This window comes from Cyanobium sp. ULC082, from assembly GCF_977927535.1.
Genome location: NZ_OZ376397.1, coordinates 684,747 through 698,131 on the forward strand (window position 1 = coordinate 684,747; position 13,385 = coordinate 698,131).

At 63.8% G+C, this 13,385-nt stretch carries 17 protein-coding genes and 1 tRNA gene; 8 read left to right on the forward strand and 10 right to left on the reverse strand.

What is annotated here, in order from left to right:
* The first annotated feature begins 58 nt into the window (after nt 1-58).
* Complete coding sequence (locus tag ACXMDY_RS03705; RefSeq protein ID WP_259703209.1) at nt 59-862, forward strand: hypothetical protein; 804 nt, start codon at nt 59-61, stop codon at nt 860-862.
* Here the strand turns inward: ACXMDY_RS03705 and ACXMDY_RS03710 are convergent.
* Complete coding sequence (locus tag ACXMDY_RS03710; protein ID WP_259703210.1) at nt 850-1,443, reverse strand: TetR/AcrR family transcriptional regulator; 594 nt, start codon at nt 1,441-1,443, stop codon at nt 850-852. The two genes, ACXMDY_RS03705 and ACXMDY_RS03710, sit on opposite strands and share 13 nt — an antisense overlap.
* 161 nt (nt 1,444-1,604) lie before the next feature.
* Between ACXMDY_RS03710 and ACXMDY_RS03715 the strand changes: the two genes are divergently transcribed.
* Nucleotides 1,605-2,210: a glutathione S-transferase family protein gene (locus tag ACXMDY_RS03715; RefSeq protein ID WP_259703211.1), complete on the forward strand. Its 606-nt coding sequence runs from the start codon at nt 1,605-1,607 to the stop codon at nt 2,208-2,210.
* Between the two features lie 15 nt (nt 2,211-2,225).
* Nucleotides 2,226-2,864 carry a pyridoxamine 5'-phosphate oxidase family protein gene (locus tag ACXMDY_RS03720; protein WP_259703212.1) on the forward strand — a complete coding sequence of 213 codons (639 nt, stop codon included), beginning with the start codon at nt 2,226-2,228 and terminating at the stop codon, nt 2,862-2,864.
* 72 nt (nt 2,865-2,936) lie between these two features.
* On the opposite strand, the gene ACXMDY_RS03725 is transcribed toward ACXMDY_RS03720, so the two are convergent.
* Entirely contained in the window at nt 2,937-3,674 is a 738-nt protein-coding gene (locus ACXMDY_RS03725; RefSeq protein ID WP_259703213.1) for an SDR family oxidoreductase, read from the reverse strand.
* Nucleotides 3,675-3,778: 104 nt separating this feature from the next.
* Between ACXMDY_RS03725 and ACXMDY_RS03730 the strand changes: the two genes are divergently transcribed.
* From ACXMDY_RS03730 to ACXMDY_RS03740, 3 genes are all read left to right on the forward strand, one after another.
* Complete coding sequence (locus tag ACXMDY_RS03730; protein WP_259703214.1) at nt 3,779-4,762, forward strand: LysR family transcriptional regulator; 984 nt, start codon at nt 3,779-3,781, stop codon at nt 4,760-4,762.
* Nucleotides 4,763-5,330: 568 nt separating this feature from the next.
* The gene (locus tag ACXMDY_RS03735; RefSeq protein WP_259703215.1) at nt 5,331-6,035 is read left to right on the forward strand and encodes a YdcF family protein; all 705 of its coding nucleotides are present in this window, start codon (nt 5,331-5,333) and stop codon (nt 6,033-6,035) included.
* Entirely contained in the window at nt 6,032-6,238 is a 207-nt protein-coding gene (locus ACXMDY_RS03740) for a hypothetical protein (RefSeq protein ID WP_259728260.1), read from the forward strand. The genes ACXMDY_RS03735 and ACXMDY_RS03740 overlap by 4 nt, the downstream gene beginning before the upstream one ends.
* 144 nt (nt 6,239-6,382) lie before the next feature.
* On the opposite strand, the gene ACXMDY_RS03745 is transcribed toward ACXMDY_RS03740, so the two are convergent.
* Together ACXMDY_RS03745 and ACXMDY_RS03750 are read right to left on the reverse strand one after the other, a co-directional pair.
* Nucleotides 6,383-7,108 carry a molybdopterin-dependent oxidoreductase gene (locus tag ACXMDY_RS03745; protein WP_259703216.1) on the reverse strand — a complete coding sequence of 242 codons (726 nt, stop codon included), beginning with the start codon at nt 7,106-7,108 and terminating at the stop codon, nt 6,383-6,385.
* A complete protein-coding gene (locus ACXMDY_RS03750; protein WP_259703217.1) occupies nt 7,108-7,734 on the reverse strand; it encodes a cytochrome b/b6 domain-containing protein in 627 nt (208 codons plus the stop codon). Before ACXMDY_RS03750 ends, ACXMDY_RS03745 begins: the two co-directional genes overlap by 1 nt.
* Nucleotides 7,735-7,814: 80 nt before the next feature.
* Here ACXMDY_RS03750 and ACXMDY_RS03755 point away from each other — a divergent pair, with 80 nt between their 5' ends.
* Nucleotides 7,815-8,603 (forward strand): sulfite exporter TauE/SafE family protein, encoded by a 789-nt coding sequence (locus ACXMDY_RS03755; RefSeq protein ID WP_259703218.1) that lies wholly within the window; start codon nt 7,815-7,817, stop codon nt 8,601-8,603.
* A 19-nt stretch (nt 8,604-8,622) separates the two neighbouring features.
* Here the strand turns inward: ACXMDY_RS03755 and ACXMDY_RS03760 are convergent, their stop codons facing one another.
* The 4 genes from ACXMDY_RS03760 to ACXMDY_RS03775 all read right to left on the reverse strand — a co-directional run bounded on the left by ACXMDY_RS03760 (nt 8,623) and on the right by ACXMDY_RS03775 (nt 11,396).
* Nucleotides 8,623-8,847 (reverse strand): indolepyruvate ferredoxin oxidoreductase subunit alpha, encoded by a 225-nt coding sequence (locus tag ACXMDY_RS03760; RefSeq protein ID WP_259703219.1) that lies wholly within the window; start codon nt 8,845-8,847, stop codon nt 8,623-8,625.
* A 36-nt stretch (nt 8,848-8,883) separates the two neighbouring features.
* Complete coding sequence (locus ACXMDY_RS03765) at nt 8,884-10,059, reverse strand: ATP phosphoribosyltransferase regulatory subunit (protein ID WP_259703220.1); 1,176 nt, start codon at nt 10,057-10,059, stop codon at nt 8,884-8,886.
* Nucleotides 10,060-10,122: 63 nt separating this feature from the next.
* Complete coding sequence (locus tag ACXMDY_RS03770; RefSeq protein ID WP_259703221.1) at nt 10,123-11,022, reverse strand: inositol monophosphatase family protein; 900 nt, start codon at nt 11,020-11,022, stop codon at nt 10,123-10,125.
* A gap of 5 nt (nt 11,023-11,027) precedes the next feature.
* Nucleotides 11,028-11,396 (reverse strand): 2Fe-2S iron-sulfur cluster-binding protein, encoded by a 369-nt coding sequence (locus tag ACXMDY_RS03775; RefSeq protein WP_259703222.1) that lies wholly within the window; start codon nt 11,394-11,396, stop codon nt 11,028-11,030.
* Nucleotides 11,397-11,458: 62 nt separating this feature from the next.
* Here ACXMDY_RS03775 and ACXMDY_RS03780 point away from each other — a divergent pair.
* A tRNA-Ser gene (locus ACXMDY_RS03780) sits at nt 11,459-11,545 on the forward strand.
* Between the two features lie 65 nt (nt 11,546-11,610).
* Here the strand turns inward: ACXMDY_RS03780 and pstB are convergent.
* Both pstB and pstA read right to left on the reverse strand, forming a co-directional pair.
* The gene (gene pstB / locus ACXMDY_RS03785; RefSeq protein WP_259703223.1) at nt 11,611-12,432 is read right to left on the reverse strand and encodes a phosphate ABC transporter ATP-binding protein PstB; all 822 of its coding nucleotides are present in this window, start codon (nt 12,430-12,432) and stop codon (nt 11,611-11,613) included.
* A gap of 58 nt (nt 12,433-12,490) precedes the next feature.
* On the reverse strand, nt 12,491-13,381 hold the full coding sequence (gene pstA / locus ACXMDY_RS03790; RefSeq protein WP_259703224.1) for a phosphate ABC transporter permease PstA: 891 nt from the start codon (nt 13,379-13,381) through the stop codon (nt 12,491-12,493).
* Between the last annotated feature and the right edge of the window lie 4 nt (nt 13,382-13,385).

Sequence of the window (13,385 nt, forward strand, 5' to 3'; positions counted from 1 at the left end):
ACTCAGTCTCGGAATCCAGCGCAGTCCGTGGAGGAGCCTCTGGCGCCAGCCGGTTTCGATGGCCTTACGGATGCCATGGCCGGTGTTCTTCCTCGCCATGACCTGCCTCTACATCGCCGAGGTGGTGATTTTCGCGCTGGCCTTTCAACTGGATGCCAGCCATCTCGATGGAGATGGGGCCATGGGCCTGCCTGCCAGCGCGGTGTTTTCGCTTCAGAACCTGTTCAGTGCCAGTTTTCAATCCGCCAGGGTCACCTCGATCTACACCCTGGCCCTGGCTGCGTTGCAGCGGATCGCCGGGTTGCTCACCAACGCCATGGTGACGGGACTGTTTTTTCTGCGCTTCACCAAGGTGGATGCCCCACTTCAGTTCAGCCGGAATCTGTGTCTGAGCTGGTTGCCGGGCGGCCATCTCAGCTGCCGTTTTGTGACCGCAGATCCCACCTATTGGTTGAAGGTTTCCTACGCGATGGTGTTGTTTCTCGATGAGGAAATAGAACCCGGAATCGTGCAGCGCCGCCTCCATCCGCTGCCCTTGCTCAACAGCAGCACACCACAGCTGCACCTCACCGCCGTGCTCAGCCACCCGCTCACGGTGGAAAGCCCGCTGGTTCGCTATGGAGTGGAGGCGATCCACCGCGCCAGCGGGGCGATTCTGGTGCTGGTGGAGGGAACCGATGAGGTAACCGGATCCCCCTTGCTGCAGCTTCACAACTACCGGATCGAGGACATTCTCGAAGGCCAGGTGTTCGCCGATCTGGTTTCAGAAGACGCCAGCGGGCTGCGCAGGGTGGATCTCGACGCCCTGCATCGCACCCGAGCGATCGCAACTTCTCATGTCCCGGACGATCAGGAACCGTGAGCCGCAGCGGTGAGCAACACCGCTGCGGCTTCCCGGGCTTCTGTGGCGGCGCGGGGATCGCGCTCGAGGAACGACAGCACGAGTGCGCCTTCGAGCAGGAGATGCAGCTGACGGGCCAGACGAGAGGGATCAGCGATCCCGAGTTCGTTGCATTGCTCCTCCAACAGCGCTCGGCAACCTGCCTTGAACGTCTCCGCGGCCTGGCGGGGGCGATCGGTGGCCTCGGGGTACTCGCTGGCTGCCTTGATGAACAGACAACCGTGGAAATCGGGGGAGCGGACCCAGTCCGCCAGCCAGTCGAACACCGCCAGGATCCGGCCTTGGCTCCCTCCCGCGGCGTTCGCCAGCCGGGCGGTGAGCGCCGAGCTGATCTGTCCGGCCAGGCGCTCCAGCACGGCGGCGATCAGCTCCTCCTTTGAGCCGAACTGCTTGTAGAGCGTCATTTTGGCCACCCCGGCCTCGGCCAGCAGGGTGTCGATGCCCACGGCTCTGTAGCCCTGACGCGAGAAGAGATCCTGGGCGGTGCTCAGCAGGGCCTCGCGCTTGGCGGAAGCCCGGTTGGCGGTGGCGCTGCCGGTCATGGCGCTCCTGTCGTGAACGAAGCCTAGACAGTAGACAGAACAGTCTGCTATCTATGAAGAGACAGACTGATCTGTCTGATTCTTGTCGTTCTGTGCGGTGGGCCCCCTTTTCCTTTACGGGGCTCCACCTGCGCCATTGCCCCCCATCGCACCTCACTGCCATGCTTCGTCTCCACGGCCACGAACTCTCCGGCAACAGCTACAAGGTGCGCCTGCTGCTCGAACTTCTCGGGGCTCCCTACGAATGGGTGCGCGTCGATCTGATGCAGGGCGAGCACAAGTCCAAGCCCTTTCTGGCGCTCAACCCCTTCGGCCAGGTGCCCGTTCTGGAAACGGACGACACCATCCTTTCCGATGCCCAGGCGATCCTCTTCTACCTGGCGGCCCTCCAGGGCGACGGCCAATGGCTCCCCAGTGAGCCTCTTGCGCAGGCCAGGGTGGTGCGCTGGCTCTCCACGGCCGCCGGGGAGGTCAGACAGGGCCCCGAGAGCGCCCGTCTGCACCACCTCTTCGGGGTCACCAGCCTTCCGATCGAGCGCGCCAAGGAAAAGGCCGCCTTCATCCTCGACCAGCTGGAGCGCCACCTGAGCGATCGACTCTGGCTGGAGCTGGATCGCCCCACCATCGCCGACATCGCCGTTTTCCCCTACGTGGCCTTAGCGGGGGATGGGGGTATCGATCTGGCTCCCTATCCCAACGTTCGTGACTGGATCGGACGGATCAAAGCGTTGCCGGGCTACATCCCGATGGTGGGCCTTACGGCCTGAGCGGAGCATCCACCGATGACCCAGCACTACCTGCATCGCCATCTCACCCCCGCCGTGGGGGAGGCCCAGCGCCAGGCCTACGGGCAGAGCCAGGCGGTACCACCGGCCCCCGAGTCCGATCGGCTCGGGGCGAAGGAAACCGCCTTCATCCAAGCTCGCGACAGCTTCTACCTGGCCAGCCTCACCGAGACGGGCGCGCCCTACCTCCAGCACCGCGGTGGCCCGGTGGGCTTTCTGAAGGTGCTGGATGACCACACCCTTGGTTTCGCCGATTACGGCGGCAACCGGCAGCTGCTCACCACGGGACACCTCCGCCGCGATCCGCGAGTGGCTCTGTTCCTGATGGATTACGGCGCCAGGCGGAGACTGAAGATTGACGGCGAGGCCGCGGTCGTTTCACTCGACGGCGATTCATCTCTGCGGCAACGGCTGTGGCTGGATGAGTCAGAGGCCGGTGAACCTGAGCGCCTCTTCCGCATCAAGGTGGAGGCCTTCGACTGGAACTGCCCGCAATTCATCACCCCCCGTTACACGGCGGCGGAGCTGGAGGCACGGGAACGGCCGTTGAGGGAACGCATCGCGGTCCTTGAGCACGAAAGGCTCCAGGCTCAGCATCCCGTTCGCGAACCTTCGTCGCAGCAACCCGAACGTTGAAGGAACCGCTGATGGGATTTCACGTCCCCCGCTGGATGTGTCGGCAGAATCCCTGGCCTGAGGCCCAGGCGCTCAACCGGGCATCCAGCCACCGAATTGCAGCTCCAGTGCTTTGAGCGGAGCCAGCAACTCCTGGAAGGACTGCTGCGAAACGGGATCAGGCAGCACCACCTCTTGACCGGTAAGGATCGCCTCCAGGGAGGCTTTGGCCACATCGATCGGGGCGACCTTCTCCACGGGCAGACCCTCGGCCATCGCCGTATCCACGGGCCCTGGGTAGACCCCGACCACCAGGGTGCCCTGGGCGGCCAGTTCAGCACGGATTCCCTGGGTCAACGAATGGAGGGCGGCCTTGGAGGCGCTATAGGAGCTGAACAGCGGTGCATTGGCGACAGCAACCACAGACATCATGTTGACGATCGCGCCGCCGCCGTTCGCCTTCAGGACCGGCGCGAAGTTTCTCACCATCGACAGCGTGCCGAAGTAGTTCGTTTCCATTTCCCAGCGGGCCGTCTGGACACTGGAGGGGGTGAACAAACCGCCGGAGCCGAGCACCCCAGCGTTGTTGATCAGTACGGAGATGTCTCCAGCGATGGCGGCGACGTTCTGAACCTGATCGATCTGAGTGATATCGAGGGCAAGCGGCAGGATGCGCTCCGGGGCAAGGGCCACAAGCTCCTGCAGGCTCTCCAGGGAGCGTGCTGTGGCATAGATGCGGCGCACGCCGCCCTGGAGCAGGGCCTCGACGAAGGCACGTCCGATGCCGCGGTTGGCACCGGTGACGAGGGCGCTGGTGTTCGAAAGCTCCATGGATCGCTTGGCTGAGTGGTCAGACCAAAGCGTGTTCCATTCCCATGGATTTGAGAAGAGGGCCAATGAGACTAGGATTAATTCCATTGGCGAATGATTGAACCGTGGATCGGCTGACCCTGCTCCAGGTCTTCGTTCGGGTGGTGGAGCTGGGGAGCTTTTCGGCCGCCTCCAGGGAGCTGGGCACGTCCCAGCCCACCGTGAGCAAGCAGATCGCCAGCTTGGAGCGCAACCTCGACGTGCAACTGCTGCGCCGCTCCACCCGTCGGTTGAGCCTGACCCCAGAAGGGGAGCGATTCTTCGCCCATTGCCAACCAGCCCTGGATGCGCTGGCAGCGGCAACGGCCAGCGTCGGTCAACGGAACCGCCTGGAAGGCTGCTTGCGGGTGTCGTGTCCGGTGGCCTTCGGCCAGCAAGTGGTCATGCCATTTGTGCGCTCGTTCATGGAGCGCCATCCAGGGATTCAATTGGATCTGAGGCTCAGCGACGCCTTCATCGATCTGGTGGAAGAGGCTGTGGATGTGGCGATTCGGATCGGAGAGATCAGCGACCCATCCTTGATCGCCCATCCCATCGGCATCACACGACGGGTCACCGTGGCGGCCTCCGCCTATTTCGAAGCGCGGCCCGTTCCTCAGACCCCGGACGACCTCCTTGACCACAATTGCCTGATCTTCTGCCGTCTCTCGACGCTGAATGACTGGCATTTTGACCATCCCCTCCAGGGGCCCCTAGGGGTGAGCGTCGGGGGGAACTTCCGAACCGACAACTCCTCCGTGATCAAGGAGGCCGCTCTGGCCGGCATGGGGATTGCGGTCTGTCCCGTCTGGCTTGTTGCCGAGGAGATCGAATCCGATCGGCTGCAGGTTGTTCTTGAGGCCTACCAGCCCAAACCATTACCGATCCATGCGCTGCACCGACGGGATCGCTTCGTTCCTAGCCGGGTTCATGCCTTCATCGATGAAATCAGCCATCACTTCAAAGAGCATCCATGGATCTCCAGCGATCCACTTCGACCAGGCAAGGACGTCATGCCTCCTCGATCAAGAAGATGTGCTCACAAGAAGCTGCTTGGCACTGCTGGCTAAGCTTATCATTATGAACTGTGAACGGTGTGCAGACCCACCAGGTGGCGCAGGAGGCTGGTCGTCATGATGGCGACAACATCGACAGAGCTGAATGCTTGAGAAGCTGCACGTTAACCTTTGCAGCTAAGCAGATGGGCCGATGACATCCGAGGCATGCGCTCGGACTCTGACAACTTGATGGTGACGATGGAGATCAGCACGCACCGTTACCCGTCGGGCCGTAGCTGCCCGTGACCGGCGCCTGCAACTCCGACCTCATTAAGCAACTGCAGTCCTACGTCAGGCACTTCTGCCACTGGACGTTGGTTGAGAGCTCCTCAGGCTTTCGCTTTCCCGTAGATACAAGGTTCTCCTAAGGAGTGGGCTCGGTGTTCAGCCGCGCTGCCTCCTTGCGTACGTTGGAGTGTTGGCCGGGAATCAGTTCTCTGCTCCTTAAGATGGTTCCATCTCGTGCCAGTGGCACATTGAATGGCTGGTCAATGCCGGGGGGATCAGCAGGCTGTGCAGATCTGGCGACGGTCGGGCCGTGTGAGCTGCATTTGGCACACTTGAGCCACTGAGGTCAACTATGCAATGGATCGCCTGTCCCCCAACCCCGCTGGCCTGGATCGAGTTCCGCGAGCTGCTGCTGCAGTTGCTTTATTCCCCTGCCTTGCTGTTGCCGCTTGTGGCGCTCGCTGCCGCTCTGCTCGCCTGGCGTCTACGGCTCTCCAGGGCCCGTCTGCTGGCGTTCGTACTTTTGCTGCCTCTCGCGATCAGCACGATCTACAGCCCTGAAGCCACCACGCTGCTCGAGGCCTGGCTGCATCAGCAAATGCCTGCTCCCGGTGCGCCCACCACCGCTGTTCCGGTGGTGGTGTTGGTGGGACGCGGCTCCGACATGGCTGCTGCCACCACGGCCGCCGCCGCCGAACGCTTCGGCCAGGGTGTGGTGTCTGCCGTTTACGTCTCCGGTGACGACCGCAGCACCGCCGAACGGCTGTTGCAGCTCGGCATTGAGCCCTCCCGCATCGCCGGCGATTCCTGCGCCCGCACCACCTGGGAGAACGCCACTCTCACTAACCGCTGGTTGCGTCAGCACCATCCCGGTGCCCCCGTGCTGCTGATCACAGATTCCTGGCAGCTACCCCGCGCCGCCCGAGCTTTTGAGCAACAAGGCCTGCAGGTTATCCCGATTGCCGCCGATCCAACCCTCTCGCCATCCCAGCACAACCGCCTCGCACTGCGCGAAACCGCTGCCACCTTGCTCTACAGCCTTCAGGGTCGGATGTGATTCAGCTTCTTGGCATTGTCCAAGTGAACTCATTCATACTGCGGAAGCCTTGGCAGGAGCAATTGGAGCAGCCTGATATCAACGTGGGCACCGTCGTGGTGCTCATGGCTCGTTGGCCCGCCATCGAAGCGGTGGCGGTTTTTGGTTGGAGGTGCAAGCTGGGGCGGCACATCGAACAGAAGGAGAAGGCCGTTGTTCGCTGAGAAGCATGACCGTATCCAGACTCATCTGAAGCGATCTGAATCAGATCAGCGGTGATCAGGCCTCTGCAAAAGATGCAGGGGATGGTGATTGGCCTGGGGATTCGATCCTCAGCTCAACAGCCATTGCCACGTAATCCTTCCAGCTCAGAGCCCCGCGAACCACTCATATCCCTGATCTTCCCAGGTGCCGCGCCGATCCTCCAGTGTGGCGATCAGCTTCAGCCCCGTCACCCACTTACTGAGCTTGTAACCCAGCTTGATCGGCGTGGCGATCCGCAGCGGTGCCCCGTTCGCCGCCGGCAACGGTGCTCCGTTCATGCCGGTGGCCAGCAGGGTCTGGGGGTGAAGAGCCGAGGCGATGTCCCAGGTGCTGAAGTATTGATCCGCCGATTCGATCGCCAGATACCCGCCCAACGGCGAGACCCCCGCCAAAGCCAGCACATCAGCGAGCCGCACCCCCGACCAGGAAACAATCGCGGCCCAACCCTCCACGCAGACGTGCCGGATGGTGATCTCCTGTTGGGGCAGAGCTGCCAGGGCGGCAAGATCGAGGCTCAGAGGACGGTGCACCAGTCCCCCCACCCGCAGCCGATAGCGCTCGGGGTCGAGCTGGGGGACGCCGTTGAAACTGTTCACCAGCAGGGCCGCGGGATCCACCTGATCGCGCCGAAACTCCGGCACCTGGCCCTTCCCCTGCAGCAACGCCTCGATACGCTCATTGAGTGGTTGGGTGGCCTTCCCCACCTGCTCGCTGAAGCCATTGAGGGCGCAGCCGCCCAGCAGCAACGAGGAGCCGCCACTCACCCCCAGGCCGAGCAGCTGGCGACGGTTCAGGCGCCATCGATCGGACAGCGGCGAGGATGCACTCATCAGAGGGCCATCGAGCGCCACAGCCGCAGGCCGCCGATCCGCCAAGACAGCACCATGTGGGCAGCGATCAGCAGCACCATGGCAGGGACCGTGGCGAAGTGAGCCACCCGCAGGGTGTGCCAGCTGGTGGCGCCGAAGAGCTCGCCAAAGCTGAACAATCCCGCCAACCACCAGAACTGGGCCGGCTTGTACATCGCCAGGCCCGTGATCAGCCCGAAGGCCAGCAGGATCACCATCAGCGTGTAGGTGAGCCGGTGGGCCGAAAGCCTTCGCTTGCCGGTGTTCTGGCTGGCCTTCAGGGTGCTGAGATCGGCGCGGTCGGCCAGCTTTCGGTGGCGGAGTTTCATCAACAGCGCGATCCAGAGGCCGAGATTGAGGGCGTAGAGGCCCATGAAGCCGAAATGCCAGTCGCGGCCGCCGGCCAGCCAGCCGCCCAGGGTGAACAGTTCCGGCATGCTGACGCCGCCCCGTCCCCCGAAGACGGGATTGGCGTTGTAGATCTGCAGCCCGCTGGCCGCCATCACCGCCAGCACCAGCAGGTTGAGGCTGTGGAAGCCTCGCGTCCAGATCGGTGCGTGCCGGATCCCAGCTGGCCGTGGGGGCGCTGTCGCGTTGGTGTCGTCCATGGCAGGCGCGAGTCTGCTGATCTGTACAGCCAACCCTCAACAATGGATGGCATCTGTTGCTGCCCGTCATTCAGGCAGCGTTGCCTCTGGACTCCGCCCTTGTTGCCTCACCGGCGCTCTTGATCGCCCTGGGGGCGGTGGCCTTTCTTTATGCCTCCGTCGGCCATGCCGGTGCCTCCGGGTACATCGCCGTGCTGTCGCTCGCCGGGCTGCCTTCTGCCGAGATTCGTGCGATCGCTCTGGTGCTCAATGTGCTGGTGGCCGGCCTGGGCACCGTCCAGTTCGTCAGTGCCGGCCATCTCCGCCGCGATGTCCTGCTGCCTCTGGCTCTGGCCTCCGTTCCCGCCGCCTTGATCGGCGGTGCGATCAGCTTGCCGGTGCTGCTGCTGCAGCGCCTGATTGGCCTTGTTCTGCTGTTCTCCGCCTGGCGGCTCACGGCGCCGGCGGTGGCGGTGGTTCCGGGCTCGCTGCGGCTGCCGCCGCCGCGGCAGCGCGCCCTCACCGGAGCCGGCCTGGGGCTGCTGGCCGGGCTGACCGGAACAGGCGGTGGAATCTTTCTGACACCCTGGATGATCCTGCGTTCCTGGTTGCTGCCCCGCCAGGCCGCCGCCGTATCGGTGGCCTTCATCCTGGTGAACTCGATCGCCGGGGCGAGTGGCCTTGCCCTGCGCCAGGGGTTTGCTGCCTTCCCGGCAGCCGCGGCCCTGGCTCCGGTGGCGGCGGTGGTGCTGGTGTGCGGGGGCATCGGTGCCTACCTGGGCAGCCGTCGGCTCCCCCAGACCTGGATTCGGCGGCTGCTGAGCCTGGTTCTGCTGCTGGCAGCCTGGAAATTGCTCGACATCGGCGCCTGGTGGAGCGTTCGCCCCTAGCCGCCCGTGGCAGTAGGAATCAGCTGCGCCGCTGCTCTGCCGGCCGTTCCTCCGGCACGATCGCGCCCTCCACCGGGCACACCTGAAGGCAGATGCCGCAATCGATGCAGGTGTCGAAATCGATCCAGTAGAAGCCCGTCCCCTTGCTGTTGGCTCCGCTGCCGGGATGGATGCAGGCGACCGGACAGGCATCGACGCAATCAGCCACCCCTTCGCAGACGTCGGTGAGGATCGTGTGGGCCATGGGTCGAAGGGAGCAACCGATCGATCCTAGAAATGTTCAGCCCAGCCACTCAACCCCCCGGTTGCCCCTGGCGAGCGCCACCGCCTCAGCTGCCTGCAGGTCGCCGCAGGGATAGGGGTGCAGCTCCGCGGTCTGGCCGGAGCGATGGATGGTTTCCAGCCGCTCCAGGGCCTCTGGCAGCTGGCTTGTCTGCCGGTAGGCCAGCAGCAGCGGGGTGGTGAGATCTGAGCCGCCTTCGAGCGGATCGAGCAGATCCCGGATGTCTTCGATGCTGAATCCGAAGCCCACCCCGGCCGCGTCGGTGGAATCGGCGCAGAACCTGGCCACCAGGGCGTCGTAGCGGCCGCCGCTGGCAATCTCCACCGGAGCCGCCGCTCCCTGGCAGACCAGCTTCAGCACCAGACCGTCGTAGTAGTCGAACTGAGGTTGGAAGCTGGGATCCAGCTGGATCCTCACGCCCAGCCGCGCGGCGGTTGTCTCAACCATCGCGAGGGTGGTGGCCAGCTCCTGCATCAGGCTGCTGCTGCCGAGCTGTTGTTCCAGTTGATCGATCACCCGGGCCGGCTCACCCCTGAGCCGCAGCAGGGCCTGCAACTGGGCCATCTGATCATCCGGCAGGGACAACGCCGCCAGCGCCAGGGGATCGAAGTCAGTGAGCGCCTGGCGGCAGGGGGTGCGCTGTTCAGCCGGCACCCGGCCGAGCAGCGCACTGAGCAGCCCGTGGTGTCCCAGCAGCAGCAGGGGCTGATGGCTGGGCTGCAGGCCCAGGGTTTCGGTGCAGGCGAGCAGGAGTCTCAGCAGTTCCGCATCCGCCGCCGAGGAACGCACGCCCAGCAGTTCCACGCCGCTCTGCAATCGCTCACTGATCCGCTGTCCGCCACCGTCCCCGGTGAAGGTGCGGAAGGTGGCCCCCTCCGCCCACAACCGCAGGGGACGGGCTCGGGCGGCCAGCCGGGTGGAGGCGGCTCTGGCGATCGGGGCCGTCAATTCGGGGCGCAGACCGAGCGGCTCTTCAGCCGCCAGTCGCACCACGTCGCTCTGGGCTTTGCCGCCGCGGGCCTGGAGCGTGTCAAGGCGCTCGATGGCCGGTGGAGCCACCTCCTGGTAGCCCCAGAGCCGATAAACATCGGCAAGCTGCTGGCAGAGGCGTCGGTTGCTCTCCACCTGGCCAGGATTCAGATCCCTGGCGCCGGCGGCGGGTTGCAGGGCCATGGCTGAAGGCGCGGCGGTGATGGATGGGGTCGGCCAGGATCCTATGGACGGCTGGAGCGCTGCTCAGCCGTCCAGCTCCGGGGCGCCGAAACTGGCTCCCGGCATCGGCTGGCACCGGGCCAGCCCATCGATCAGGCTGCGGTGGATTCCAGGCGCTGAGGCAATCAGGCGGCCCTCTGTCAGGACCAGCGGTCCTCCGTCGTAGCGGCTCACCACCCCCCCGGCCTCTTCGACCAGCACCACTCCAGCGGCGAGATCCCAGGGAGACAGACCCCTCTCCCAGTAGCCGTCCAGGCGGCCGGCCGCCACGAAGGCCAGGTCCACCGCTGCGGCACCATCCCGCCGCACTCCCTGGCTGCGATGGGTGAACCAGCAGAACTCGCTGTAATTCGTGTCCAGCTGGGTCTGGCGGTCGTAGGCGAAGCCGGTGACCAGCAGCGAATTGGCCAGGTCGCGGGCGCCGCTCACCGCCAGGCGATCTGCGTTGCACCAGGCCCCGAGGCCAGCTGCCGCCCAGTAGCTCTCTCCCAGGGCCGGAACCTCGATCGCCCCCAGCAACGGCAGCCCGCGCCAGGTGAGCCCCACCGATGTGGCGAAGCATGGATAGGAGTGGGCGTAATTGGTTGTGCCATCGAGTGGATCGACGCACCACTGCAGATCGGAGCCCGTGCTGTGTTGCCCACTTTCCTCAGCCAGCACACCGAGCGTTGGGGTGTCCCTGGCCAGCACGGCCAGCACGGCCTCTTCCGCCGCCAGATCGGCCTCGGTGACCAGGTCTCCCGCCCGACCCTTCTCGCGGATCTGGGTGAGTTTGCCGTGATGGAACCGCAGGGCCGCGGCACCGGCGGCGGCGGCGGCGCGGGCAACGCCAGAGAGCTTCTCCAGCTCAGCGGCTCCAAGCCCGGCACCAGCCAGGGCCTGAGCAGAAAGCGATGCAGTGCTCGGCGTGGGCGGTTCAGTCATCCGGGTCATTCCTCTTCGATCGGCAGGCCGGGCCGCACCCGGCCCTTGCCGAAGAAGCGGCCGAACTGAAGCTCATAGACCTCGTCTTCATCCTGGGTTTCCACCTCCAGCGGCCCCGTGGCCCGGGCGACGCAGAGCAGGCCGTAGCCCCGGCTGCGCAGCTCCCTTGAGAGGCCAAGAGCCTCGGACTGGTCGATCTGTCCGGAGATCACCCGCACGGCACAGGCTGTGCAGCAGCCATTGCGGCAGCTGAACGGCAATGGCTCGCCCTGTTGCTCGAAGCTGCGCAGGATGTACTCGCCCTCCGGCACGTCCAGCTTGATCACCCGGTTTTGCTGGCGCCAGTGCACCGTGATCGGAACCTGATGGGGCATCACGAGGGGGCAGAGGGAAGATCGCTGACTGCTACATTGCCACGTGCCTTCGCATCACCGATGGAGAGGTGGCCGAGTGGTCGATGGCGCAGCACTGGAAATGCTGTATAGGGGCAACTCTATCGAGGGTTCGAATCCCTCCCTCTCCGTGATCCCAACAAAAAGCCGGCTTCACAAGCCGGCTTTTCTTTGGCCTGATTGAAGCCGTTCAAGCTCAACCGAATCGTCCGGTGACGTAATCCTGGGTGGCCTGCTGGGTTGGGGCGTTGAAGATCTTTTCGGTATCATTGAATTCCACCAGATAGCCCACCTTGCCGCTGCCACCTTCAACGGCTTCCGCATTGAAGAAGGCGGTCTGATCCGAGACACGAACCGCCTGCTGCATGTTGTGGGTCACGATCACGATTGAGAAGGTTTTCTTCAATTCGTGCATCAGTTCTTCGATTTTGAGGGTGGAGATAGGATCCAGCGCAGAGCAGGGCTCGTCCATCAGGATCACCTCCGGTTCAATCGCGATCGCCCTGGCGATGCAGAGACGCTGCTGTTGCCCGCCCGAGAGTGAATTGCCACTCTGCTTGAGCTTGTCCTTGGTTTCATCCCAGATGAAGGCTTTGCGCAGAGAGTTCTCCACCAGTTCGTCCATGTCGCCGGTGAAGCCATTGATGCGGGCTCCGAAGGCAATGTTTTCGTAAATCGACTTGGGGAAAGGATTCGGTTGCTGGAACACCATGCCGATCCGCCGCCGCACTTCCACCGGGTCCACTTCAGGGGCGTAGATGTCCTGACCGTCGAAGACCACTCGACCCCTGAGGCTGCATCCTTCGATCAGGTCGTTCATGCGGTTCAAGCCTCGCAACACCGTTGACTTCCCGCAGCCCGACGGGCCGATGAAAGCTGTCACCTTGCCGCGAGGGATGTCCATGTAGACATCCCGGACAGCCTCGAAGCTGCCGTAGCTGATCGTCACCTTTTCAAGGGCCAGGCAGGTATGCCCGGTGGTGGAGGTGTTGGCGTGCTGCAAAGCGGAAGTGGTCATGACGAAAGTGGAGGAACGTGGGGGGCGAAGGCTGAAGACCTGGGCAGGCTTGTGACAATCAGTTGGCGAAGCGTCGCAGCCAGCGGGCCAGCAGATTGGCCGCCAGGATCAGGACCACCAGCACAAAGGAGGCGGCCCACGCCAGCTCGTTCTGGGCTTCGAACGGCATGATCGCGAAGTTGAAGATCAACACCGACATGGTGGCGATCGGATTGAAGACTCCCTCCGGCCAGAATGGTGAGAAGAGTGCTGTGAAGATCAAAGGGGCTGTTTCCCCCGCCGCCCTTGCGATCGCCAGCACGATGCCGGTGGCAATCGGGGTGAAGGCGCTCGGCAGCGTGATCCGGATGATCGTCACGAACTTGGAGGCTCCCACTCCGATGGCGCCCATGCTGAGGGCCTTGGGAACAAGCCTCAGCCCCTCATCGGTTGTTTTGATCACGGTTGGCAGCATCAGCACAGCCAGGGCGATGCCCCCCGCCGCCGCGGTGTAGGACTGGCCGAAGAACACCCGGGTGGCCACGATCGCCCCGTAGACGAAGACCCCGCAGATGATCGAGGGCACGCCGGCCAGGATGTCGTTGCCGACCCTGATCAGATTGGCAAACCAGCCACCTCGTGAATATTCAGCCAGGTAAATTCCGCCACCAACTCCAACCGGGATGGCGATCAGCGCGGCCACCATGGTGACCACGAAAGTGCCGATGATCGCATTGCCGATTCCGCCGCCTTCCAGGCCCGGTGCAGGTGGAAGCTGGGTGAACAGGTTGAAGCTGATCAGCCGGCCACCCTGCAGCAATACATAGATCAGAACGAGCAGAAGTGGGAGAACGACAATGACACTGAATCCAGCCGAAACAAGCGTGAATAACTTGTCTAGTTTGTTGCGTTGTAGAGACGGGTTGAAACGCAGGGATGCAGGTTTCTGTGTTGCTGTGAGGATTGTCATCGTT